Raw genomic sequence first — 20,159 nt, 5'->3', positions numbered from 1 at the left:
TGCAGCGGCAACAAGGGGTTAGGGGTAGATGAGGCTATGAAAAAGGTGAGATCGCTCATTCTGGCCGGCTTGCTGGCAATGGCGCCGGCAACGGTGATGAGCCCGATGGCATTGGCGCAGGAGAATGCCGCCGCTGCCGCCCCCGCTGCTGACAATGCAGCTATATCGACCGAATCACCCGACAATGCGACGGCCCCTGCGGCCGAAGCCGCGCCCGCCGCCAAGGTCGCCGCGCCGCCGCGGATGAAGCCGACCGAAGGCATCGGCATGCCCAAGCCCGGCGAGATCACGCTGCAGGAGCAGTTCACCTCCACCGGCCACACCGCGCGCTGGCTGCACGACAAGATGCTGCTGCCGCTCATCACCATCATCTCGGTCTTCGTGCTGCTGCTGATGCTCTATGTGATGGTGCGCTATCGCCGCTCCGCCAACCCGGTGCCGTCCAAGACCTCCCACAACACCGTCATCGAAGTGGTGTGGACGCTGGTTCCGGTCCTCATCCTGCTGGTGATCGCGATTCCCTCGATCGGCCTGCTGGCCGACCAGTACAAGCCCGCGCCCAAGGATGCGCTGACCGTGAAGGTCACCGGCTATCAATGGTATTGGGGCTATGAATATCCCGACAACGGCATCCCCGAATTCGTGTCGAACATGCTGCCCGAGGACAAGGCGAAGGAAAATGGCGAGCCCTATCTGCTCGCGCCCGACAATCGCCTGGTCCTGCCGGTCGGTCGTCCGGTCAAGCTGATCATCACCGGCGCCGACGTGATCCACAGCTTTGCCGTGCCTTCGCTCTGGGTGAAGATGGACGCCGTGCCCGGACGCCTGAACGAGAAGAGCTTCACCATCGAGAAGCCGGGCGTCTATTATGGCCAATGTTCGGAACTGTGCGGCGCGCGCCACGGCTTCATGCCGATTGCGATCGAGGCGCTGCCCCCGGCCCAGTTCGACCAGTGGGTCCAGTCGCAGGGCGGCACGCTGAAGGGCGCAGCGGCGGAGAAGACGGCTGAAGCCGCTGCCGCTACTGCCGAAAAGAAGATCTGAGGGGTAGGAACGTCATGACCACCATCACCGCCGACCATCATGGCGATCATCATGGCGACCATGCCCATGATCATCATGATGCCGACCACAAGCCGGCCTTCTTCCAGCGCTGGTTCATGTCCACCAACCACAAGGACATCGGCACCCTCTATCTGATCTTCGCGATCATGGCCGGCCTGATCGGCGGCGCCATTTCCGGCCTGATGCGCATGGAATTGCGCGAGCCGGGCATCCAGTTCCTGCATATCTGGGCGCAGTGGAGCGACGGTCCCGCCGCGACGCTGGACCAGGCCTATCATCTGTGGAACGTGCTGATCACCGCCCATGGCCTGATCATGGTCTTCTTCATGGTGATGCCCGCGATCATCGGCGGCTTTGGCAATTGGTTCGTGCCGATCATGATCGGCGCGCCGGACATGGCCTTCCCGCGGATGAACAATATCAGCTTCTGGCTGCTCATCCCCGCCTTCCTACTGCTGCTTGGCTCCACCTTCGTGCCCGGCGGCACCGGCAATGGCGCGGGCACCGGCTGGACCGTCTATGCGCCACTGTCGACCAGCGGGTCGGCCGGCCCGGCCGTCGACATGGCGATCCTGTCGCTGCACATCGCCGGCGCTAGCTCGATCCTGGGCGCGATCAACTTCATCACCACCATCCTCAACATGCGTGCGCCGGGCATGACCCTGCACAAGATGCCGCTGTTCGTCTGGTCGGTGCTGGTCACCGCCTTCCTGCTGTTGCTGGCGCTGCCGGTGCTGGCCGCGGCGATCACCATGCTGCTGACCGATCGCAATTTCGGCACCACCTTCTATGATGCGGCCGGTGGCGGCGATCCCGAACTCTACCAGCATCTCTTCTGGTTCTTCGGCCATCCCGAAGTCTATATCATGATCCTGCCGGGCTTCGGCATCGTCAGCCAGATCGTCTCGACCTTCAGCCGCAAGCCGGTGTTCGGCTATCTCGGCATGGCCTATGCCATGGTCGCGATCGGCGTGGTCGGCTTCGTCGTCTGGGCGCACCACATGTTCACCACCGGCATGTCGGTGAATGTGAAGATGTATTTCACCGCCGCGACGATGGTCATCGCCGTCCCCACGGGCATCAAGATCTTCTCGTGGATCGCCACCATCTGGGGCGGGTCGATCAGCTTCAAGACGCCGATGGTCTGGGCGCTGGGTTTCATCTTCCTCTTCACCGTGGGCGGGGTGACCGGCGTGGTGCTGGCCAATGGCGGCGTCGACGACGTGCTGCACGACACCTATTATGTGGTCGCGCACTTCCACTATGTCCTGTCGCTGGGCGCGGTCTTCTCGCTGTTCGCGGGCTTCTATTACTGGTTCCCGAAAATGACGGGGCGCATGTATAATGAAGTGCTGGGCCAGCTCCATTTCTGGGTCTTCTTCATCGGCGTGAACCTGCTGTTCTTCCCGATGCACTTCCTGGGCCTGAGCGGCATGCCGCGCCGTTATCCCGACTATCCCGAGGCGTTCGCCTATTGGAACAAGATCGCGACCCACGGCTATGAGATCATGGCGGTCGGCGTGCTGATCTTCCTGGTCAATGTCTTCTGGTCGCTGTTCGCCGGCAGACGCGCCGAGGGCAATCCCTGGGGCGAAGGCGCGACGACGCTGGAATGGACGCTGACCAGCCCGCCGCCCTATCACCAGTTCGAGACCCTGCCGGTCATCGACTGATCGCCATGCGGGTGCCCGGCCTGGACCGGGCACTCCGTCCCCCTGCGGCAGGACAGAAGGGTAGGACCGTCTGTCCATTTGCCGGAATCGGTCAGGGCCTGTATGGGGCGCCGGCTGATCGAAGAGGAGTTTATGGCCAGTTCGCCGCTTTCGTCCGGGGCTAATGCCCCCGTCCTGCCCGCTCATTGGCGCGATTTCGTCGCGCTGACCAAGCCGCGCGTGATGACGCTTGTGGTGTTCACGGGCCTGTGCGGGCTGCTCGCCGCGCCCGGTCATATCCATCCGGTGCTGGGCTTTACCGCGATATTGTGCATCGCGCTGGGCGCCGGCGCGGCCGCCGCGCTCAACCAGTGGTGGGAAGCCGATATCGACGCCAAGATGAAGCGCACCGCCAGCCGGCCGCTGCCCGCCGGGCGGATGGAACGGCAGACGGCGCTGCATTTCGGCGTCGGCCTGTCCTTCTTCTCGGTGATCCTGATGGGGATGGCGACCAACTGGCTCGCCGCCGCCGTGCTGACCGTCTCGATCCTCTTCTATGTCTTCATCTACACCATCTGGCTGAAGCCCCGGACGGCGCAGAATATCGTCATCGGCGGCGCGGCCGGCGCCTTTCCGCCGGTGATCGGCTGGGCGGCGGTGACGGGCGACATCACCGCGCTGCCGATCGCGCTGTTCATGCTGATCTTCTTCTGGACGCCGCCCCATTTCTGGGCGCTCGCGCTGTTCGTGAAGACCGATTATGCCGCCGCCGGCATTCCGATGCTGCCGGTCGTTTCGGGCGAGGTCGTGACCCGGCGCCAGATCCTCTTCTACACCTTCATCATGGCGGTTGCCGCGCTCGCCCCGGTCGCGCTGCACCTGACCGGCGCGATTTATGGCACGGCGGCGCTGGTCGGCACCGCGATCTTCGCGGCCATGGCCTTCCAGGTCTATCTGCGCCGCGAAACCGACCCCGCGCGCATGGCGCCGGAAAAGCGGCTGTTCAAATATTCGATCCTCTATCTCTTCCTGCTGTTCGGGGCAGTGGTCGTCGACCGCTGGCTGCTGGCATGAGTCCGGAAGATCAGGATCAGGTGCGCGCGCGGCAAAAGTCCCGTGCGCTGGTGACCGGGCTGCTGCTCGGCTTCCTCGCCATCCTCTTCTTCGCCATCACTTTGGCGAAGATCGGCGCGAGCCATAATATCTGATGGCCTCGCTCCCGCCCTCGCCCTTTGACCGCGACCGCCGCAACCGGCGGACGCTGGTGGCGATGGCGGGCATCGGCCTGGCGATGCTTGCCCTCGGTTTCGCCTCGGTTCCGCTCTATCGCATCTTCTGCCAGACCACCGGTTTCGGCGGCACGACCCAGCGCGCGGCGGCCGATGTGAAGCTGACCCCGGTGGCCGGGCGGACCATGTCGATCCGCTTCGATTCCAATGTCCAGCCCGGCATGCCCTGGGAATTTCGGCCTGAACATCGCACCGACACGGTGACCGTGGGCGCCCGCGACATGGCGATTTTCATTGCCAAGAACCTGTCCGACAAGCCGGTGACCGGCACCGCCAGCTTCAACGTCACGCCGACCCAGGCCGGCGCCTATTTCACCAAGATCCAGTGTTTCTGCTTCACCCAGCAGACGCTGCAGCCCGGTGAAGAAGTGCGCATGCCGGTGATCTATTATGTCGATCCCAAGATATTGCAGGATCCCGACAACAAGGACACGCAGCAGATAACGCTCAGCTACACCTTCTATCCTGTTGAGCAGGGGAAGCAGCCAAGCTAAGCTGACGAGAATAACCGAAAAACAGGGAAGAGGTAGAAACCGTCATGGCAGGCGCCAAGAACCACGATTATCATATCCTTCCGCCCAGCATCTGGCCGCTGTTCGGCTCGATGTCGGCGCTGGTGATGGCGATGGGCGCGATCATGTGGATGCATCCCGACGCGATGCCCGCCGGCGGTGGCTGGATCTTCCTGATCGGTGTGGCCGGTGTCCTCTTCACCATGTTCAGCTGGTGGAGCAATGTGATCGCCGAGGCGCATGCCGGCGATCATACGCCGGTGGTCCAGCTGCATCTGCGCTATGGCATGATCCTGTTCATCGCGTCGGAAGTCATGTTCTTCGTCGGCTGGTTCTGGGCCTTTTTCGACTTCTCCCTCTTCCCCAGCGAACTGGCGCCGATCGAGGGCATGTTCCCCTCCAAGGGCATCGAGGTGATGAACGCGTTCGAGCTGCCCTTGCTCAACACGCTGATCCTGCTCTGCTCGGGCACTACCGTTACCTGGGCGCATCATGCGCTGATCCACGGCGATCGCGAAGGGCTGAAGAAGGGCCTGTGGTGTACGGTGATCCTGGGCGCGCTGTTCAGCTGCATCCAGGCCTATGAATATATGCACGCGCCGTTCCCGTTCGGCGGTTCGCCCTATAGCTCGGCCTTCTACATGGCGACCGGCTTCCATGGCTTCCATGTGCTGGTCGGCACCATCTTCCTGGTGGTGAACCTGATCCGCGCCTATAAGGGCGACTTCACCCCGCGCCAGCATTTCGGCTTTGAAGCGGCCGCCTGGTACTGGCATTTCGTCGACGTGGTGTGGCTGTTCCTGTTCGCCGCCATCTATGTCTGGGGCGGCTGGGGCGCGCCGATCCACGGCGGCTGATGATTCAAGCATGACGGCGAAGGCGACAGGCATGGACCTGCTTGCGGCCTCCGCCCGCGGCCTTTGCCCCCGTTGCAGCGCACCGACCCTGTTTGATGGGCCGGTGCGTTTTGCGTCGGCCTGTCGCCAGTGCGGGCTGGACTATGGCCAATATAATGTCGGCGACGGTCCGGCGGCTTTCCTGACGCTGATCATCGGCGCGGTCATGGTCGCGCTGGCGCTGACCCTGGAACTGACCGTCCATCCGCCGCTGTGGTTGCACCTGCTGCTGTGGGCGCCGCTGACCGCCGGCGCCGTGGTCGGCAGCCTGCGCATCGCCAAGGGCGCGCTGCTGACGGTCGAATATCGCAAAAATGCTCGCGAGGGGCGGGTGGTGGAGAAGAAGGACGCATGAGCGGACGGCGCATCCCGATTGTCCCGACCCTGCTGGTTTGTGTCGCGATCGTAGTCATGATCGCGCTCGGCATCTGGCAGTTGCAGCGCCGGGGCGAGAAGGAAACCATGCTGGCGCTGGCGGCCAGCAATGTGTCGCGCCCGGCCGTCGCCTTCCCCAAAATGCCGCCGGTGCCCGATGAACTTCTGTTCCGCCCATCCTCGGTCCATTGCCTGCGCGTCGTCGGCTGGCAGGTGGAGGCCGGGCGCGCCGCCGACGGATCGACCGGCTATCGCCATATCGCCCAATGCACGACCGGCGCGGAAGGGCCGGGCGCGCTGGTCGCGGTCGGCGTCGGCCAGAAGCCGGATGACAAGCCGGCCTGGACCGGCGGACAGGTCGAGGGCTGGATTTCGCAGGAGCCCGATCATCGCTCGCTCCTGTCGCGCGCCGGCGGCAGGACCATGCCGCTGCGGCCGATGCTGATTGCGCGCGCCGCGCCGCCGGGCCTGAAACCCATGGCGCCGCCCAGCACCGCCGACGTGCCCAACAATCATCTCGCCTATGCGGTGCAATGGTTCATTTTTGCCGCGCTGGCGGCAATAATCTATCTGCTGGTCCTGCGCCGACGCAATGCGGAGCCGCCAAAGCCGTCGTAAAGGCTTGCCCCGGCGCGCCCGCGTCGCTACCGCGCTTTCCCATTATGCAATATGTCAGCACCAGGGGAAGCGCACCGGCGCTCGGTTTTGAAGATGTCACGCTGGCGGGCCTGGCGTCCGACGGTGGGCTTTATGTGCCGGAGAGCTGGCCGCAATTTTCCGCTGCCGACATTCGCGCGCTCGCCGGCCTCTCCTATGTCGAAACCGCCTTGCGCGTCATGGCGCCGTTCGTCGCCGGATCGCTGAACGAAGAGGAACTGCGTGACCTCTGCACCGCCGCCTATGGCCGGTTCAGCCATGACGCGGTGACGCCGCTGGTCCAGCTCGACAATCGCCACTGGATGCTGGAGCTGTTCCACGGTCCGACCTTGGCGTTCAAGGATGTCGCGCTCCAGCTGCTCGGCCAGCTGTTCGAGCGCTTCCTGTCGCGCCGCGACGACCATCTGACCATCGTCGGCGCGACTTCGGGCGACACCGGTTCGGCCGCGATCGACGCGGTGGCTGGTCGCGAAAAGGTCGACATCTTCATGCTGCATCCCGAGGGCCGCGTGTCCGACGTGCAGCGCCGCCAGATGACCACGGTGCTGGCGCCGAACGTGTATAACATCGCGATCGACGGCAGCTTCGACGATGCGCAGGCGCTGGTGAAGCGCATGTTCAACGACGCGGACTTCAAGAAGCGTTTCAACCTGTCGGCGGTGAACAGCATCAACTGGGCTCGGCTGATGGCGCAGGTCGTCTATTATTTCTACGCCGCCGTGCGGCTGGGCGCGCCCGATCGCCCGATCGCCTTCTCGGTGCCGACCGGCAATTTCGGCGATGTCTTCGCCGGCTATGTCGCGTCGAAAATGGGTCTGCCGGTCGCCAGGCTGGTGGTCGCCACCAACGTCAACGACATATTGCACCGCGCCCTGTCGGAGGGCGACTATAGCCAGGGCCAGGTCGTGCCGACCGCGACGCCCAGCATGGACATCCAGGTCAGCTCCAATTTCGAGCGGCTGCTGTTCGATGCCGGCGGCCGTGACGGCATCGCGCTCGCCCAGCAGATGCAGGGTTTCGAGGCGAGCAAGGCGATGCGCCTCACCAACGCGCAGCGCGAGGGCGCGGCCAACCTGTTCACCTCCGCCCGGATCGATGCCGATGGCATGACCATGGCGATGCGCTGGGCGTTCGACGCCGCCGGCCAGGTGATCGATCCGCACAGTGCCATTGGCCTCGCCGCCGCGCGTGAGGCGGACATCGACCCGTCGATCCCCGTGGTGACGCTGGCGACCGCCCATGCCGCCAAGTTCCGCGACGCGGTGGAGCGCGCGACCGGCACGCGGCCGCCGCTGCCCGCACGGGTCGGCGACCTGTTCGCGCGCGAGGAAAGCTATGCCAAGCTGCCCGGCACGTTCGAGGCGGTGACCGCCTATGTCGCGGAGCGGGCGACGCCGCGCGACTGATCGCGGGTTGATCCCCTCTCGACAGGAGCGGCGCAAGAGACGATGAGGCCCCCATGGAACTCAAGACTCTCATCGGCGAACCCTGGTCCGACTATGGCCTGATCGACTCGGGCAACGGCCGCAAGCTCGAACGCTATGGCCGTTTCCGCTTCATCCGCCCCGAACCGCAGGCGATGTGGGCGCCGGCGACCGAAGATTGGCGCGCCGACGGCGAATTCATCCCCGGCTCTGACGAGGATGGTGGCGGCCGCTGGTATTATGACAAGCCGGTCCCGGCCGAAGGCTGGCCGCTGCACTGGAAGGAAGTGACCTTCCAGTCGAGCTGCACCCCCTTCCGCCATCTCGGCTTCTTCCCCGACATGGCGCCGGTGTGGGACTTCATGCGCGCCAGCACGGCCGGCAAGCCCGAGGCCGAGGTGATGAACCTGTTCGGCTATACCGGCGTCGGCACGCTGGGCATGTCGGCGGCCGGCGCGCGCATGGTCCATGTCGATGCGTCGAAGAAATCGGTGGCGCAGGCGCGGGCGAACGCTGACCTGTCGGGCATGGGCGACCGGCCGATCCGCTGGATCGTCGAGGATGCGGCCAAGTTCGTCGCGCGCGAAGTGCGGCGCGGCCGCCGCTATGACGGCATATTGCTCGACCCGCCCAAATATGGCCGCGGCCCCGACGGCGAAGTCTGGCGGCTGGAGGAGGATCTGCCCGGCCTGATCGCCAATTGCCGCCAGTTGCTCGACGCCGACAGCCGCTTCCTGTTCCTCACCGTCTATGCGGTGCGCATGTCGGCGCTGGCGATCGGCGAATTGCTGCGCCAGGCCTTTGCCGACCTGCCCGGCGAGGTCGAGGCGGGCGAACTGACCGTGCGCGAGGAAGCCCGCGGCCTGCTGCTCCCCACCGCCATCTGGGCACGCTGGAAACGGTAAGACGGGATCGTCGCCTTACTTCCCGACCTTGATTTCGAACAATTTGGGCCAGTTCTTGCCGGTGATGAAGACGCGGTCGCTCTTGGCGTCATAGGCGATGCCGTTGGCGACGGCTTCGCTGTCGGTGACGCCGGCCTGCTTGCGCAGCGGGGCGACGTCGATCCAGTCGATCACGCCGCCGCTACGCGGGTCGATCCGGGCGATCTTCGTGTCGTACCAGACATTGGCCCAGATCTCGCCCTTGACCCATTCCAGTTCGTTCAGCCGATCGACCGCGCGGCCGTTCCAGGTGACGGTGATGCGGCGCTGTTCGGTCAGTGTCTCGGGGTCGAGGAAGCGCAGTTGCGCGCTGCCGTCGCTCATGATGATCGACCGGCCATCCTGGGTCAGGCCCCAGCCTTCGCCTTCATAGCGAAAGGTGGAGAGCGGCGAGAAATCGTCCAGCTTCCAGACGAAGCCCTGGCGGTGGCGCCAGGTCAGGCTGACCAGCTTGTCGCCCCAGTTGACGATGCCCTCGCCGAAATAGGGCTGCTCGACCACGCGGCGCTGCTCGACCTTGCCGGTCTTGAGCGCGACCTTGCGAATCTCCGACTGGCCTTCGAGGCCGGTGCTCTCATAGAGCGCGCCGTCGAGGTAGAAGAGACCCTCGGTGAAGGCCGCCGGGTCATGCGGATAAGCCTTGACCAGTGTCCAGGGCGTTTCCGCCCGCGCCGGCATAGCCAGGGTGAGGGCGCAGGCGAGCGCCAGCAGCCATGGCCTCATTCGGCGGCCTGCGCGGCGATCGCGGTGGCGAGCCAGGCGGGCAGGGTGGCGGGATCGATTGCCTCCACCCGTTGCAGCTCGATCGACAGGCCAAGGTCGGGCAGGGCGGCGCGCTGGCGCTTCTCGTCGGCCTGCTCCAGCGGTACGGCAACCAGTCGCCGGTTCACCTTGTTGCGATAATGCATGCGGGCCGTGTTTTCCTGACCGACATAGCAGCCCTTGTCATAATCGACGCCGTGCAGTTCCTCGGCATTGGTTTCGAGCCACAGCGTCTGGTCCTGCCCCAGTTCCGCCGCGCCCTCGAACACACCGAGCGACAGCCGATGCGCGCGGAAGGCGGCGGAGGCGTCGCCATCGCTCGCCGACGCCAGCCAGCGCGCGCCCAATTCTGGCAGGCGCGGGTCGCGGGGCTTGTCGGCGGCATCGATCGCCCAATGCACCGCCAGCGACTCGTCGCTCGCGATCACGACTTTGCGCCGCAGCCGGTAAATGGTCAGCCGCTTGGCCAGTGCATCGGCCTGCGCCGCCTCGCAATCGATCAATATATCGCCGTCGTCGCCCCACAGGATGAAGTCGAACAGCGCCTTGCCCTGCGGCGTCAGCAGCGCGGTCCAGCGCGCTTCGCCGTCTTTCAGCGTCAGCACGTCGCGGGTCAGCAGCCCCTGCAGGAAGGGACGCGCCTCTTCGCCGGAAATGCGCAGCACCGCGCGGTCGGTAAGGGTGGTATCGGTCATCGGCTTTAGGTAGGACGGCGGCACGACTTCGCCAAGCGGTTCGCGCGAACAGCAGACAGGAATATCGCCATGACCCAGACCTTCGACATGATCCTCAAGAACGGCACCGTCCATACGCCGGGCGGCGCGGAGCAGGTGGATGTGGGCGTGCGCGGCGGCAAGATCGTCGCCATCGGCACCAGCCTGGGCGATGCGGGCGAAGTGGTCGACTGTACCGGCCTCGACGTGCTGCCCGGCTGCATCGACAGCCAGGTGCATTTCCGCGAGCCGGGGCTGGAATATAAGGAGGATCTGGAATCGGGCAGTCGCGCCGCGGTGCTGGGCGGCGTCACCGCCGTGTTCGAAATGCCCAACACCAATCCCAATACCGACACCGCCGAGCGGGTGCATGACAAGCTGAAGCGCGCCCATCACCGCATGTGGTGCGACCATGCCTTCTATGTCGGCGCGACGGCGGAAAATGCCGAGCAGCTGAAGGAACTGGAGCGCATTCCCGGCACCTCGGGCGTCAAGATCTTCATGGGCGCATCGACCGGCAGCCTGCTGGTCGATGATGACAATGCGCTGGCCCGCGTGCTGGCGTCGGGCACCCGCCGCGTCGCCATCCATGCCGAGGATGAGACGCGCATGAACGCGCGCAAGGATTATCGGGTCGAGGGCGACCCATCCTCCCACCCCGTCTGGCGCGACGATGAAAGCGCGATGATCGCGACGAAGCGGATCATCGCGCTCGCCCGCAAGGCGCGTCGCCGCATCCACATCCTGCACGTCACCACCCCGGCGGAGCTGGAATATATCGGCCAGAACAAGGATGTCGCGACCTGCGAAGTCACGCCGCAGCATCTGACCCTGGCCGGCGAGGACGCCTATCCGCGTCTGGGCACCTATGCCCAGATGAACCCGCCGATCCGCAGCGCGGCGCATCGCGACGGCCTGTGGTTCTGGCTCAACCAGGGCGTGCCCGACGTGCTGGGCAGCGACCATGCGCCGCACACGATCGAGGAAAAGGCGAAGGTCTATCCCGCCTCGCCCAGCGGCATGCCGGGCGTGCAGACGCTGGTGCCGCTGCTGCTCAACCATGTCGCCGAAGGGCGGCTGACGCTGCGCCGCTTCATCGAACTGACCTCGTCGGGGCCGCAGCGCGTGTTCGGCCTCACCTGCAAGGGCCGCATCGCGCTCGGCTATGATGCCGACTTCACCGTGGTCGACCTCAAGAAGAAATGGACCGTCGGCAAGGATTGGCTCGCCTCGCGCTGCGACTGGTCGCCGTTCGACGGCATGGACCTGACCGGCAAGGCGATCGGCACCATCATCCGCGGCAACCGCGTGATGTGGGAAGACAGCCTCGCCAATCAGGCGGTCGGCGAGCCCGTCCGGTTCGAGGCCACCGAATTCAACTGATCGGGATCAGGCCGACACGCCCATTCGGCTGCTCATCAGGGTAGTATGGCTGGGCGGCCGGGTGGGGATGCGGCGCTTATGCCGTGGCCAGCCGGTTGCGGCGGGCGGCGGCATAGCTGTCGCTGGCGAAGAGGATGAGGCCCAGCCAGATCAGGCCGAAGCTCAGCATCTGGCCCTGGCTCAGCGTCTCGCCCAGCAGCACCACGCCGCACAGGAATTGCAGCGTCGGCGCCAGATATTGCAGCAGCCCCAGCGTCGCCAGCGGCAGGCGCTGGGCGGCGGTGGCGAACAGCACCAGCGGCACGGTGGTGACGCCGCCGGCCAGGATCAACAGGCCGGTGGTCGGCACGTCCTGGCCAAAGCTGATGCCGCCATGGCCCGCCAGCCAGATCAGGTAGCCGATCGCGGGCGCGACGAGCAGCAGCGTCTCGACCCCCAGGCCGGTCATCGGCGCGACCGGGGTGAGCTTGCGGATCAGGCCATAAAGGGCGAAGCTGATCGCCAGCGCCAGGCTGATCCACAAGGTGGTGAGCGCAGCGGCGGCGAGGATGGCGACGCCGATGGCGGCGATCGCGATCGCCAGCATCTGTCCGCGCCGCAGCCTTTCCTTGAGTATGACGACGCCGAGGCCTACGCTGACCAGCGGGTTGAGGAAATAGCCCAGGCTGCAGGCGACGACATGGCCGTCATTGACCGCCCAGACATAGACCAGCCAGTTGATCGCGATCATCACCGCCGATGCCATCAGCGGCAGGACCAGCCGGGGCGTCCGCAAGGCGGTTATGAAGGCGGCCAGCCCCTTGCGCGCGGCCAGCAGCACCAGGATCAGGATGACCGACCAGATCACCCGCTGGGTCACGATCTCGATCGGGTCGACATGATGCAGCAGGCGGAAGAAGAGCGGCAGCATCCCCCAGATGCTGTAGGTGCCGATCGCGGCGATGACGCCCTTGCGGGCTTCGCTTTCCGCCATGGTCACAGGATGCCGCCGCCCAGGAACAGGCGCAGCGCGCCGAAGGCGGCGACGATCAGGCAGAAATTCTGCCCGCCCTTTTTCGACGACATCAGGCCGATGAAGGCGCCGAACAGGGCCATCGGCACCAGCAGCCAGTTGAGCGCGCCGAGCAGCGGAAACGCCGCCGGGATCATCAGGACAAGGGTGACAAGACCGATCAGGGCTGACAGAAGGTTGAGCATAGTCCGACTGATGGCGGCTTTGCTGTCCCGGAACAAGACAAGCGACCATGCCACCCGGCAGAAACTGGCCCTGCGATGGGGTAGGGGCGTCTACGCACCCTGAATGCGAACGGAAAGTCCCGCTATCCGTTCTATGTGCCGGGTTATGAAGGAGCGAGGCGGATGGCGATTTCCAGACAAGTTGGTGTGATAGCGTTGCTGCTGGCGCTCGCGGCCTGTGGCAAGGGCGGCAAGGACGGCAATCTTGCCGCGCTGGACGACCAGTTGACCAACAATGCCGCGGACCCGGCGGTCAAGGGCGCGTTGGCCGATGATATCGTCGTCGATCCCAATCTGGTCGGCCAGTCGAACCGCAATGCCGTGCGCAGCGCCGATCGTGCCGCCAATGGCGCGCTGCCGGTGCTGAGCGGCGACGCCGGCAAGGCGCAGGCGGAAGCGGCCAAGCTGGTCGGTGGCAAGCTGCTCTCCGCCCCGGCGCCGGTCAGCGGGCCGATCAAGAACAGTCCGATGACGCTGGGCGGGCTGGCGCGCGAACAGGCGCAACTGGGCGGCGGCGGCAATGCCGGCTGCGCCAAGAAGCTGGTCTATGGCATGCAATGGGCCAGCCGCATGCCCGATCCCTTCACCCTCTATCCCGGCGCGCAGCTGACCGAGGCGGCGGGCGCGGAGAAGGACGGCTGCACCCTGCGCGCGGCGAGCTTCGTGACGCCGGTGCCCAAGCAGGGCGTGATCGACTATTATTATACCCAGGCGCGCCGCGCCGGCTTCGATGCGGAACATCGCATCGTCGAGGGCGACAATGTGCTGGGCGGCACGCGCAAGGCCGATGGCAGCGCCTATTTCATCGTCTTCACCAATGCGCCGGGCGGCAAGACGGGCGTCGACATGATCGCCGACCACGGTCGATAAAAGGGACGGACAAGGGGGAGGGGGCTTCGCCCCCTTTGCTGAACTGGGGCGCTTTGTTTCCAAAACGGAAACGATCTGTCGTCCTTTTGCCGGCTACAAGCCCGACCCGTGCATCGCTACATCCCCTGCAACAACAGGTGGGATCAAGGCGATGCAACACTCCGTCTTCAACCGGGCCGATACGGCCAATGACAATGTTGGCGAACCCTTTGACGCGCAGGAGCGCCAGGTGCTCTGGCTGGCCGATAGCGATCCGGCCAGTTCCGTGCCTTCGGTCCGTGCGCCGCTCGGCCGCTTGCGCAGCTTCCTGCGCGGTCCGGAGCCGATCTACACCCTGGCCAATCCGCGGCTGGAAACGCTGCGCCAGAGCGCGATCATCCTGCGCACCGGCCGGTCGCTGACCGGCGAGGAACTGGACGCGTTCGATGCGGCGGGTTTCTCGCGCGAGCAGCTCGACCTGCTGCGCGTGCTCTACATGACCGGGGATGCCCGGCGGGCGGTGGTCCGTGCGGCCTGATCCTTCCGGCAGCGCGTTGCGCCAGCAGCCGATGCAGGCGCTGGAGATGCTGCGCGCATTCCATCTGGCGCACCCGCGCGTCGTCACGCGGCTGGCGCTGTTCTTCCTGATCCTGTTCGTGGAGATCGTCCTGTTCAGCGGCATCAACGGCATGGTCGATGATCTGCTGGTATCCTTCGTGGCGACGGTGGCCGCGTCGCTCTTGTTCCTGCCGATGATGGTCAGCGGTCAGGCGCGGTGATCGTGGATGCCGCGCCCGGCTGGCGCCAGCCGGGCGGAGCGTGTAGCACCGGTCCGACGCGGCAGGAGAGCGGACGGGACGGCGCCATGGATCTGGATGATTTGCGCAGCTTTGCCCAGGTCGTGCGCCATGGCGGCTTCAGCGCGGCGGAACGTGCCACCGGCGAACGCAAGGCGAAGCTCAGTCGCCGGGTTGCGCGGCTGGAACAGGTGCTGGGTGTCCGCCTGATCGAGCGATCGACCCGCAATCTGCGCGTGACCGATGTCGGCCGCGAAATCTATCGCCAGTGCGAGATGATCGCCGAGGGGATCGACGCCACCCAGGCGATCGCCGCGCGTGCCCGGTCGCAGATCAGCGGCAATCTGCGCATCGCCTGCCCGCCGGGGCTGGCCCGTTATCTGCGCACCGACGTCTTTGCCCGGTTCCTGCTGCTCTATCCCGACGTGCATCTGGAAATGCATATCAGCAGCCAGCGGATCGACCTGATCCAGGAACGGTTCGATGCCGCCTTTCGCGTGGATATCGACACCGTGCATGATCAGGCGCTGACGATGCATCAATTGGGACGGCTGGACCGCATATTGGTTGCCGCGCCGGCGGTGGCGGCGCAGGTCGCGGCAACGACCATCGCCAGCCTTGCCGACCTGCCGACGCTGAGCGTGGGCGAGCATGTCGAACATGATGAGTGGCTGTTGATGAACGGGCAGGGGCGACAGCATGTCGTCGCCCATCATCCCCGATTCTGCAGCAATGATTCAGCGACGGTGCGCGATGCGGCGGTGGCCGGGCTGGGCGTGGCGCTGCTGTCGTCAGCGGCCTGTTCGGTCGAGCTGCAACAGGGACGGCTGGTGCATGTCCTGCCCGACTGGCGGACCAGCGAGGGCATCGTCCACGTCCTCTTCACCGCGCGCACCGGCATGTCGCCGACCCTGCGCGCGTTCATCGACTATGTCGCGGAAAGTTTTCCGTCGCTGACGAGCGGCCCGCTGGCCTGAATGGCCGTCAGCGCAAGCCGGCTTCCTTGGTCAGGCTGTACAGCCCGCCGACGATCAGCCCGAGCGCCAGCATGTGCGCCGAAAATTCGAAAACAATATCAACCATCATCGATCCCCACCGATTGGAAGCGATCCTTCTGCGGCCATGCGCCTAACAAGCCGTTAATGCTGATGGGAAAGAGGGGCGCCCGGCACGATGCTTGACGCTTGTTTGTCCCGATCATAGCATTGGGGCCAAATTTGGTGGAGCGTTCGGAGACTGGGTTCCATGGAAGAAAATGTCCAGGAACGTGGCGCCGGATACCGCTATTCGCGGCGTGCGACCCTGCCGTTGATCCGGCAATTGTCGGTCGTGCCCAACTGGCGCAACGCGCTGCTGCTGGCGCTGCAATGGGCGGTGATGATCGCCGCCTGCGTGATCGCGATCCGGGCCGATCGCTGGCCGGCCTATCTGATCGCCGGCATCGTCATCGGCACGCGGATTCAGGTTCTGGCGGTGATGATGCATGAGGCCTGTCACGGGATGCTGTTCAGCAACCGGCGCGTCAACGACCTGATCGGCGACCTGTTCGTTGCCTATCCGCTCGCGCTGAGCATCGATCTCTACCGTGTCGCCCATATGGTGCATCATCGCCATACCAACACGATGCGCGACTATGATTATCGGGTGCAGCGCAAGGATGCCGACCAGCATTTCCCGAAAAGCGGGCGCGCCATGGTCGTGCTGCTGCTGCGCAGCCTGTCCGGCCTGAACTATTATCGGGCGGCGCGGGCGGCACGAATCTGGTCGCCCTTGTCCAATTTCCACAATCCGATGCGCTTCGGCTTCGATTTCCGGCTGGCGCTGCGCGTCCGCTACATCGTCTGGGCGGTGCTGGTCTATGGCGCGATCCTGTGGTCGCCCTGGCGCTGGCAGATATTGGGGCTGTTCATGATTCCCCAGTTCATCTGGGCCAATGTGTTCAACCGGTTGCGGGCGATGGCGGAGCATAATGGCGTCACGGACGAGACGGAAATACGCGGCACGCGCACCGTTATCCCGACCCTGATCGACCGGATCCTGATCGGGCCGCTCAATGTCAGCTATCATCTGGAACATCATCTGTTCCCGTCGGTGCCCTGGCATAATCTGCGCCGCTTGCACCGGCATCTGATGGCGTCCGATCCGCTCTATGCGCGCGATGCGCACGTTACGCAGGGCTATTGGGGGGTGATCCGGGAACTGATGCCACCGCCCGCGGTCAGTGGTCCCGATCGGCAGCAGGTTCCGGTCGAGGCGAATCCGTAACCCGAAGGGGCGCACGGATCAGGGAATGACCAGTTCCATGCCCGCCTTCACCCGGTTGAGCGCCAGATAGCTGTGATAGCTGGCGACCGATTCATTTTCCGCGAACAGGCGGCGGGTGATCGCTTCGTAACTGCGCATGTCGGGCGCGACGATCAGCATGATGAAGCTGCGGCCGCCGGTGACATAATAGCATTGCTGCACTTCGGGCGCGTCGCGGAACAATTGCTTGGCCTTGTCGACGCGCGCCGCCTTTTCATCGACCAGATTGACCTCGACGATGGAGGTGACGCCCAGGCCCACCTGATCGGGATCGACGATGGCGACATTGCGCACGATCACGCCGCTGCGCTCCATCGCGGCGATGCGGCGCTGCACGGCGGCGGTCGACAGGTTGACCGCTTCGGCAATCGCGCGCTGGGGCATGCGGGTGTCGCGCTGGATCAGGCGCAGAATCGCCCGGTCGAAATGGTCGATCTTGGTGGTCTGGCTCATGAAATGAGTAATTGTTGCATTTGACCGGCCAATCAAGAGCGCCTTTCTCATGTCGATGATGATATTTCCCGTCACCTGAATTTTCGACAGGCGGAATGCGAGCATGAACCAGTCACGAGCATCCGGCGCGATCCTGGCCGGAATCTTTTGCGGCATGGGGGCGGGGGCGCTCTGGGGCCTCGTCTTCCTGGCGCCTGAGATCGTGCCGGGCTTCAGCCCGCTTGAACAGGCGATCGGCCGTTATCTGGCCTATGGGCTGATGTCCGTGCTGCTGGTTGCGCCGCGCTGGCGGGCGATCCGGCCGCTGCTGACGCCGCGCATCCTGTGGGCGCTGGCCTGGCTCGCACTGGCGGGGAACCTCTTTTATTATGTGCTGCTGGTGAGCGCGGTGCAGATGGGGGGCATTGCCATGACCTCACTGGTGGTCGGCTTCCTGCCGGTGGCGGTGACCATCGTCGGCAGCCGGCAGGCCGGCGCGGTGCCGCTGCGGCACCTGGCGCCGTCGCTGCTGCTCTGTGTCGCGGGTGCCCTGTGCATTGGCTGGCAGGCGATCGTCATGCCGGGCGGGGGCGCGGTGGTGACGCGGATCATCGGCTTCGCCTGCGCTGTCGGGGCGCTCATTTCCTGGACCGCCTTTGCGATCGGCAATGCCCATTGGCTGCGGCGGATGGACGGGATCACGTCGCAGGATTGGAATTTCCTGATCGGTCTTGCCACCGGGGCGCAGGCGCTGCTGTTCCTGCCGTTGGTGCCGTGGCTGGGCAGTGGCACGCATGATGCGGCCGACTGGACCCGCTTTGCAGCTGTCGTGATCGCTGTCGCCTTGTTCGCATCGATCGTCGGCAATGCGCTGTGGAATCGCATGACCCGGCTGCTGCCGCTCACCATGGTGGGACAGATGATCCTGTTCGAAACCGGCTTTGCCCTGCTCTATGGTTTCATCTGGGAAGCGCGGCTGCCGACGCCCTTGGAGGGCACGGCATTTGTGTTGGTAATCCTCTCGGTGCTGAGCTGCATCGCCGCCCATCGCCGTCCCGTCCCGGCGGAGGCCAGCATCGCCGCCTGAATGCGTCCTTTCCCCTTTGGCGGAATCGCGATAGGGCGACAATCATGACCAATATCTTCCTTGTTATGGGCGGCGGCGCGGTTGGCGCGGCGCTGCGCTATCTGCTGGGGCGGTTCGCCGGGCAGATGGCGCCCGGCGCGGCCTGGCCCTGGGGCACTTTTGCCGCCAATCTGATCGGCGGTTTCGCCATGGGGCTGCTCGCCGGATGGCTGGCGCGTGGCAGCACGGCGTCGGGCGAACCGATGCGGCTGCTGCTCGGCGTCGGCGTGCTGGGCGGCTTTACCACCTTTTCCTCCTTCAGCCTGGAGACGATGCTGATGATCGAGCGTGGCCAGATCGGCCTGGCGCTTGGCTATGCGCTCTTCTCGCTGGTCGGCGCGGTGGCCGCGCTGGCGCTGGGTCTTACGGTTATGCGGAGTGTTGCGGCATGAAGGGGCGTCCTCCCGGCAAATCCGGCGGTCCGGCACGGGGCGGCAAGCCCGGCGGTAGCAAGCCCGCAGGGCGCAGCGGCGCGCCCGGTCGCGCCCGTGGCGGCGCCAAGGCGGCAAGCGCGCGCAAACAGGATGGCGATCGGCCGTTCAAGCCCGGCGCCAAGTCAGTGGGTAAGCCCCGCAGCAAGGCCCCCGTCGCCAAGGCGGCGGCACCGGCCCCTGCAGTCGCGGCCAAGCCCAATCCGGCCAAGGGCGTCAGCCTGGACGTGCGGCAATATCGGGTGCAGGCCGATGACGATGGCATCCGCCTCGACCGCTGGTTCCAGCGGCATTTGCCCGATGTCGGCTTCAACATCGTGTCGCGCTGGTCGCGTACCGGCCAGTTGCGTGTCGATGGCGCCCGCGCCGCGCCCGGCGACCGCATCGCCGAAGGCCAGATGATCCGCGTGCCGCCGGCCGAGCCCAAGGTGGCGGCGGCCGACAAGCCCAAGCGCGTCCGCGTCATCGACCTGACCGAGGACGAGATCGCCTATGTCCAGGACATGGTGATCCACCGCGACAAGCAGGCGATCGTCATCAACAAGCCGCCGGGCCTCGCCACCCAGGGCGGGACCAAGACCGACGAGCATGTCGACCGGCTGCTCGACGGGCTGATCTTCGACGCGGAATCCCGGCCCAAGCTGGTCCATCGCCTCGACAAGGACACGTCGGGCGCGCTGCTGCTCGCCCGCTCCAGCCGTTCGGCCGCGCATTTCGCCAAGGCCTTTTCCAGCCGCACCGCGCGGAAGGTCTATTGGGCGATCGTCATCGGTGTGCCCAGCATCGACGATGGCATGATCGAACTGCCGATCACCAAGCAGCCGGGCACCGGCGGCGAGAAGATGCATGTGGACGAGGAAGAGGGCCTGCCCGCCCGCACCCGCTATCGCGTGATCGAGCGCGCCGGCAATCGCGCCGCCTGGGTCGAGTTGCAGCCCTATACCGGTCGCACCCACCAGTTGCGCGTCCATATGGCGGCGATCGGTCACCCGCTGGTTGGCGACGGCAAATATGGCGGCAAGGACAGTTTCCTGTCCGGATCGATCAGCCGCAAGATGCACCTCCATGCCCGCCGCATCCGCGTCGACCATCCCGATGGCGGCCGCATCGACATGAAGGCGGAACTGCCCGAACATTTCCTCAACAGCCTGATCGCGCTCGGCTTCGACCTGTCGCTGGGCGATATGCCGCTGGATGACGAGATCGACCGGACGCCGACCCGCGAGGATGAGAAGAAAGCGGCCCGCGCCCATGCCAAGCAGATCCGCAAGGGCAGGCGCGGCGAACGGCGCGGTCGCGGCGAGAAATAAGG

Annotated in this window: 24 protein-coding genes; 19 read left to right on the top strand and 5 right to left on the bottom strand. The window is 65.4% G+C overall.

All coding sequences use genetic code 11. The annotated features are described in order from the left end of the window. Nucleotides 1-36: 36 nt before the first annotated feature. The 10 genes from coxB to VHN57_RS16955 all read left to right on the top strand — a co-directional run bounded on the left by coxB (nt 37) and on the right by VHN57_RS16955 (nt 8,775). Nucleotides 37-1,044: a cytochrome c oxidase subunit II gene (gene coxB, locus VHN57_RS17000; protein WP_004208610.1), complete on the top strand. Its 1,008-nt coding sequence runs from the start codon at nt 37-39 to the stop codon at nt 1,042-1,044. A gap of 14 nt (nt 1,045-1,058) precedes the next feature. Further along, on the top strand, nt 1,059-2,738 hold the full coding sequence (gene ctaD, locus VHN57_RS16995; RefSeq protein ID WP_004208609.1) for a cytochrome c oxidase subunit I: 1,680 nt from the start codon (nt 1,059-1,061) through the stop codon (nt 2,736-2,738). A gap of 132 nt (nt 2,739-2,870) precedes the next feature. Further along, nucleotides 2,871-3,791 carry a heme o synthase gene (locus tag VHN57_RS16990; protein ID WP_026108937.1) on the top strand — a complete coding sequence of 307 codons (921 nt, stop codon included), beginning with the start codon at nt 2,871-2,873 and terminating at the stop codon, nt 3,789-3,791. Then, nucleotides 3,788-3,925, top strand: coding sequence for a hypothetical protein (locus VHN57_RS16985; protein WP_010339616.1), 138 nt, complete (start codon nt 3,788-3,790; stop codon nt 3,923-3,925). Before VHN57_RS16990 ends, VHN57_RS16985 begins: the two co-directional genes overlap by 4 nt. Further along, the gene (locus VHN57_RS16980; RefSeq protein ID WP_004208606.1) at nt 3,925-4,500 is read left to right on the top strand and encodes a cytochrome c oxidase assembly protein; all 576 of its coding nucleotides are present in this window, start codon (nt 3,925-3,927) and stop codon (nt 4,498-4,500) included. The genes VHN57_RS16985 and VHN57_RS16980 overlap by 1 nt, the downstream gene beginning before the upstream one ends. 44 nt (nt 4,501-4,544) lie before the next feature. Then, nucleotides 4,545-5,375: a cytochrome c oxidase subunit 3 gene (locus VHN57_RS16975; protein WP_004208605.1), complete on the top strand. Its 831-nt coding sequence runs from the start codon at nt 4,545-4,547 to the stop codon at nt 5,373-5,375. A 10-nt stretch (nt 5,376-5,385) separates the two neighbouring features. Next, complete coding sequence (locus tag VHN57_RS16970) at nt 5,386-5,769, top strand: DUF983 domain-containing protein (RefSeq protein ID WP_278987475.1); 384 nt, start codon at nt 5,386-5,388, stop codon at nt 5,767-5,769. After that, nucleotides 5,766-6,407, top strand: a complete 642-nt coding sequence (locus VHN57_RS16965) for an SURF1 family protein (RefSeq protein ID WP_278987473.1) — start codon at nt 5,766-5,768, stop codon at nt 6,405-6,407. Before VHN57_RS16970 ends, VHN57_RS16965 begins: the two co-directional genes overlap by 4 nt. A 44-nt stretch (nt 6,408-6,451) precedes the next feature. Next, entirely contained in the window at nt 6,452-7,852 is a 1,401-nt protein-coding gene (gene thrC, locus VHN57_RS16960) for a threonine synthase (protein WP_278987472.1), read from the top strand. A gap of 53 nt (nt 7,853-7,905) precedes the next feature. Then, nucleotides 7,906-8,775, top strand: a complete 870-nt coding sequence (locus VHN57_RS16955; protein ID WP_278987471.1) for a class I SAM-dependent methyltransferase — start codon at nt 7,906-7,908, stop codon at nt 8,773-8,775. Between the two features lie 15 nt (nt 8,776-8,790). Here VHN57_RS16955 and VHN57_RS16950 read toward each other — a convergent pair whose 3' ends face one another. Then, nucleotides 8,791-9,537 (bottom strand): glutaminyl-peptide cyclotransferase, encoded by a 747-nt coding sequence (locus tag VHN57_RS16950; protein ID WP_278987478.1) that lies wholly within the window; start codon nt 9,535-9,537, stop codon nt 8,791-8,793. Then, the gene (ygfZ, locus tag VHN57_RS16945; protein WP_278988728.1) at nt 9,534-10,271 is read right to left on the bottom strand and encodes a CAF17-like 4Fe-4S cluster assembly/insertion protein YgfZ; all 738 of its coding nucleotides are present in this window, start codon (nt 10,269-10,271) and stop codon (nt 9,534-9,536) included. Before ygfZ ends, VHN57_RS16950 begins: the two co-directional genes overlap by 4 nt. Nucleotides 10,272-10,340: 69 nt before the next feature. Here ygfZ and VHN57_RS16940 point away from each other — a divergent pair, with 69 nt between their 5' ends. Continuing rightward, a complete protein-coding gene (locus tag VHN57_RS16940) occupies nt 10,341-11,672 on the top strand; it encodes a dihydroorotase (RefSeq protein ID WP_125985291.1) in 1,332 nt (443 codons plus the stop codon). Between the two features lie 76 nt (nt 11,673-11,748). Here the strand turns inward: VHN57_RS16940 and rarD are convergent, their stop codons facing one another. Both rarD and VHN57_RS16930 read right to left on the bottom strand, forming a co-directional pair. Beyond that, entirely contained in the window at nt 11,749-12,645 is an 897-nt protein-coding gene (gene rarD, locus VHN57_RS16935; RefSeq protein WP_423286048.1) for an EamA family transporter RarD, read from the bottom strand. 2 nt (nt 12,646-12,647) lie between these two features. Beyond that, a complete protein-coding gene (locus tag VHN57_RS16930; protein WP_423284643.1) occupies nt 12,648-12,869 on the bottom strand; it encodes a hypothetical protein in 222 nt (73 codons plus the stop codon). Nucleotides 12,870-13,031: 162 nt separating this feature from the next. Here VHN57_RS16930 and VHN57_RS16925 point away from each other — a divergent pair, with 162 nt between their 5' ends. From VHN57_RS16925 to VHN57_RS16905, 5 genes are all read left to right on the top strand, one after another. After that, nucleotides 13,032-13,778: a hypothetical protein gene (locus VHN57_RS16925; RefSeq protein WP_423284641.1), complete on the top strand. Its 747-nt coding sequence runs from the start codon at nt 13,032-13,034 to the stop codon at nt 13,776-13,778. 151 nt (nt 13,779-13,929) lie between these two features. After that, nucleotides 13,930-14,295: a hypothetical protein gene (locus tag VHN57_RS16920; RefSeq protein WP_278988694.1), complete on the top strand. Its 366-nt coding sequence runs from the start codon at nt 13,930-13,932 to the stop codon at nt 14,293-14,295. After that, nucleotides 14,285-14,536 carry a hypothetical protein gene (locus tag VHN57_RS16915; protein WP_247594339.1) on the top strand — a complete coding sequence of 84 codons (252 nt, stop codon included), beginning with the start codon at nt 14,285-14,287 and terminating at the stop codon, nt 14,534-14,536. Before VHN57_RS16920 ends, VHN57_RS16915 begins: the two co-directional genes overlap by 11 nt. An 86-nt stretch (nt 14,537-14,622) precedes the next feature. Further along, nucleotides 14,623-15,531 (top strand): LysR substrate-binding domain-containing protein, encoded by a 909-nt coding sequence (locus VHN57_RS16910; RefSeq protein ID WP_037521184.1) that lies wholly within the window; start codon nt 14,623-14,625, stop codon nt 15,529-15,531. Between the two features lie 268 nt (nt 15,532-15,799). Continuing rightward, nucleotides 15,800-16,819 (top strand): fatty acid desaturase family protein, encoded by a 1,020-nt coding sequence (locus tag VHN57_RS16905; RefSeq protein WP_037521183.1) that lies wholly within the window; start codon nt 15,800-15,802, stop codon nt 16,817-16,819. 18 nt (nt 16,820-16,837) lie between these two features. Here VHN57_RS16905 and VHN57_RS16900 read toward each other — a convergent pair whose 3' ends face one another. Beyond that, nucleotides 16,838-17,416 carry an Lrp/AsnC family transcriptional regulator gene (locus VHN57_RS16900; RefSeq protein ID WP_010339634.1) on the bottom strand — a complete coding sequence of 193 codons (579 nt, stop codon included), beginning with the start codon at nt 17,414-17,416 and terminating at the stop codon, nt 16,838-16,840. On the opposite strand from VHN57_RS16900, the gene VHN57_RS16895 reads away from it, so the two are divergent. From VHN57_RS16895 to VHN57_RS16885, 3 genes are read left to right on the top strand one after another with little or no spacing between them, the layout of a single operon-like run. Further along, nucleotides 17,415-18,377, top strand: coding sequence for a DMT family transporter (locus VHN57_RS16895; RefSeq protein ID WP_278985724.1), 963 nt, complete (start codon nt 17,415-17,417; stop codon nt 18,375-18,377). The genes VHN57_RS16900 and VHN57_RS16895 overlap by 2 nt on opposite strands. Nucleotides 18,378-18,421: 44 nt before the next feature. After that, on the top strand, nt 18,422-18,808 hold the full coding sequence (gene crcB / locus VHN57_RS16890; RefSeq protein WP_010339636.1) for a fluoride efflux transporter CrcB: 387 nt from the start codon (nt 18,422-18,424) through the stop codon (nt 18,806-18,808). After that, complete coding sequence (locus tag VHN57_RS16885) at nt 18,805-20,157, top strand: RluA family pseudouridine synthase (protein WP_278985725.1); 1,353 nt, start codon at nt 18,805-18,807, stop codon at nt 20,155-20,157. The genes crcB and VHN57_RS16885 overlap by 4 nt, the downstream gene beginning before the upstream one ends. The last annotated feature ends 2 nt before the right edge of the window (nt 20,158-20,159 follow it).

Source organism: Sphingobium salicis subsp. salicis (genome assembly GCF_049472635.1).
Lineage (GTDB): Bacteria > Pseudomonadota > Alphaproteobacteria > Sphingomonadales > Sphingomonadaceae > Sphingobium > Sphingobium yanoikuyae_A.
This window is presented reverse-complemented; position numbering and strand designations above follow the sequence as displayed.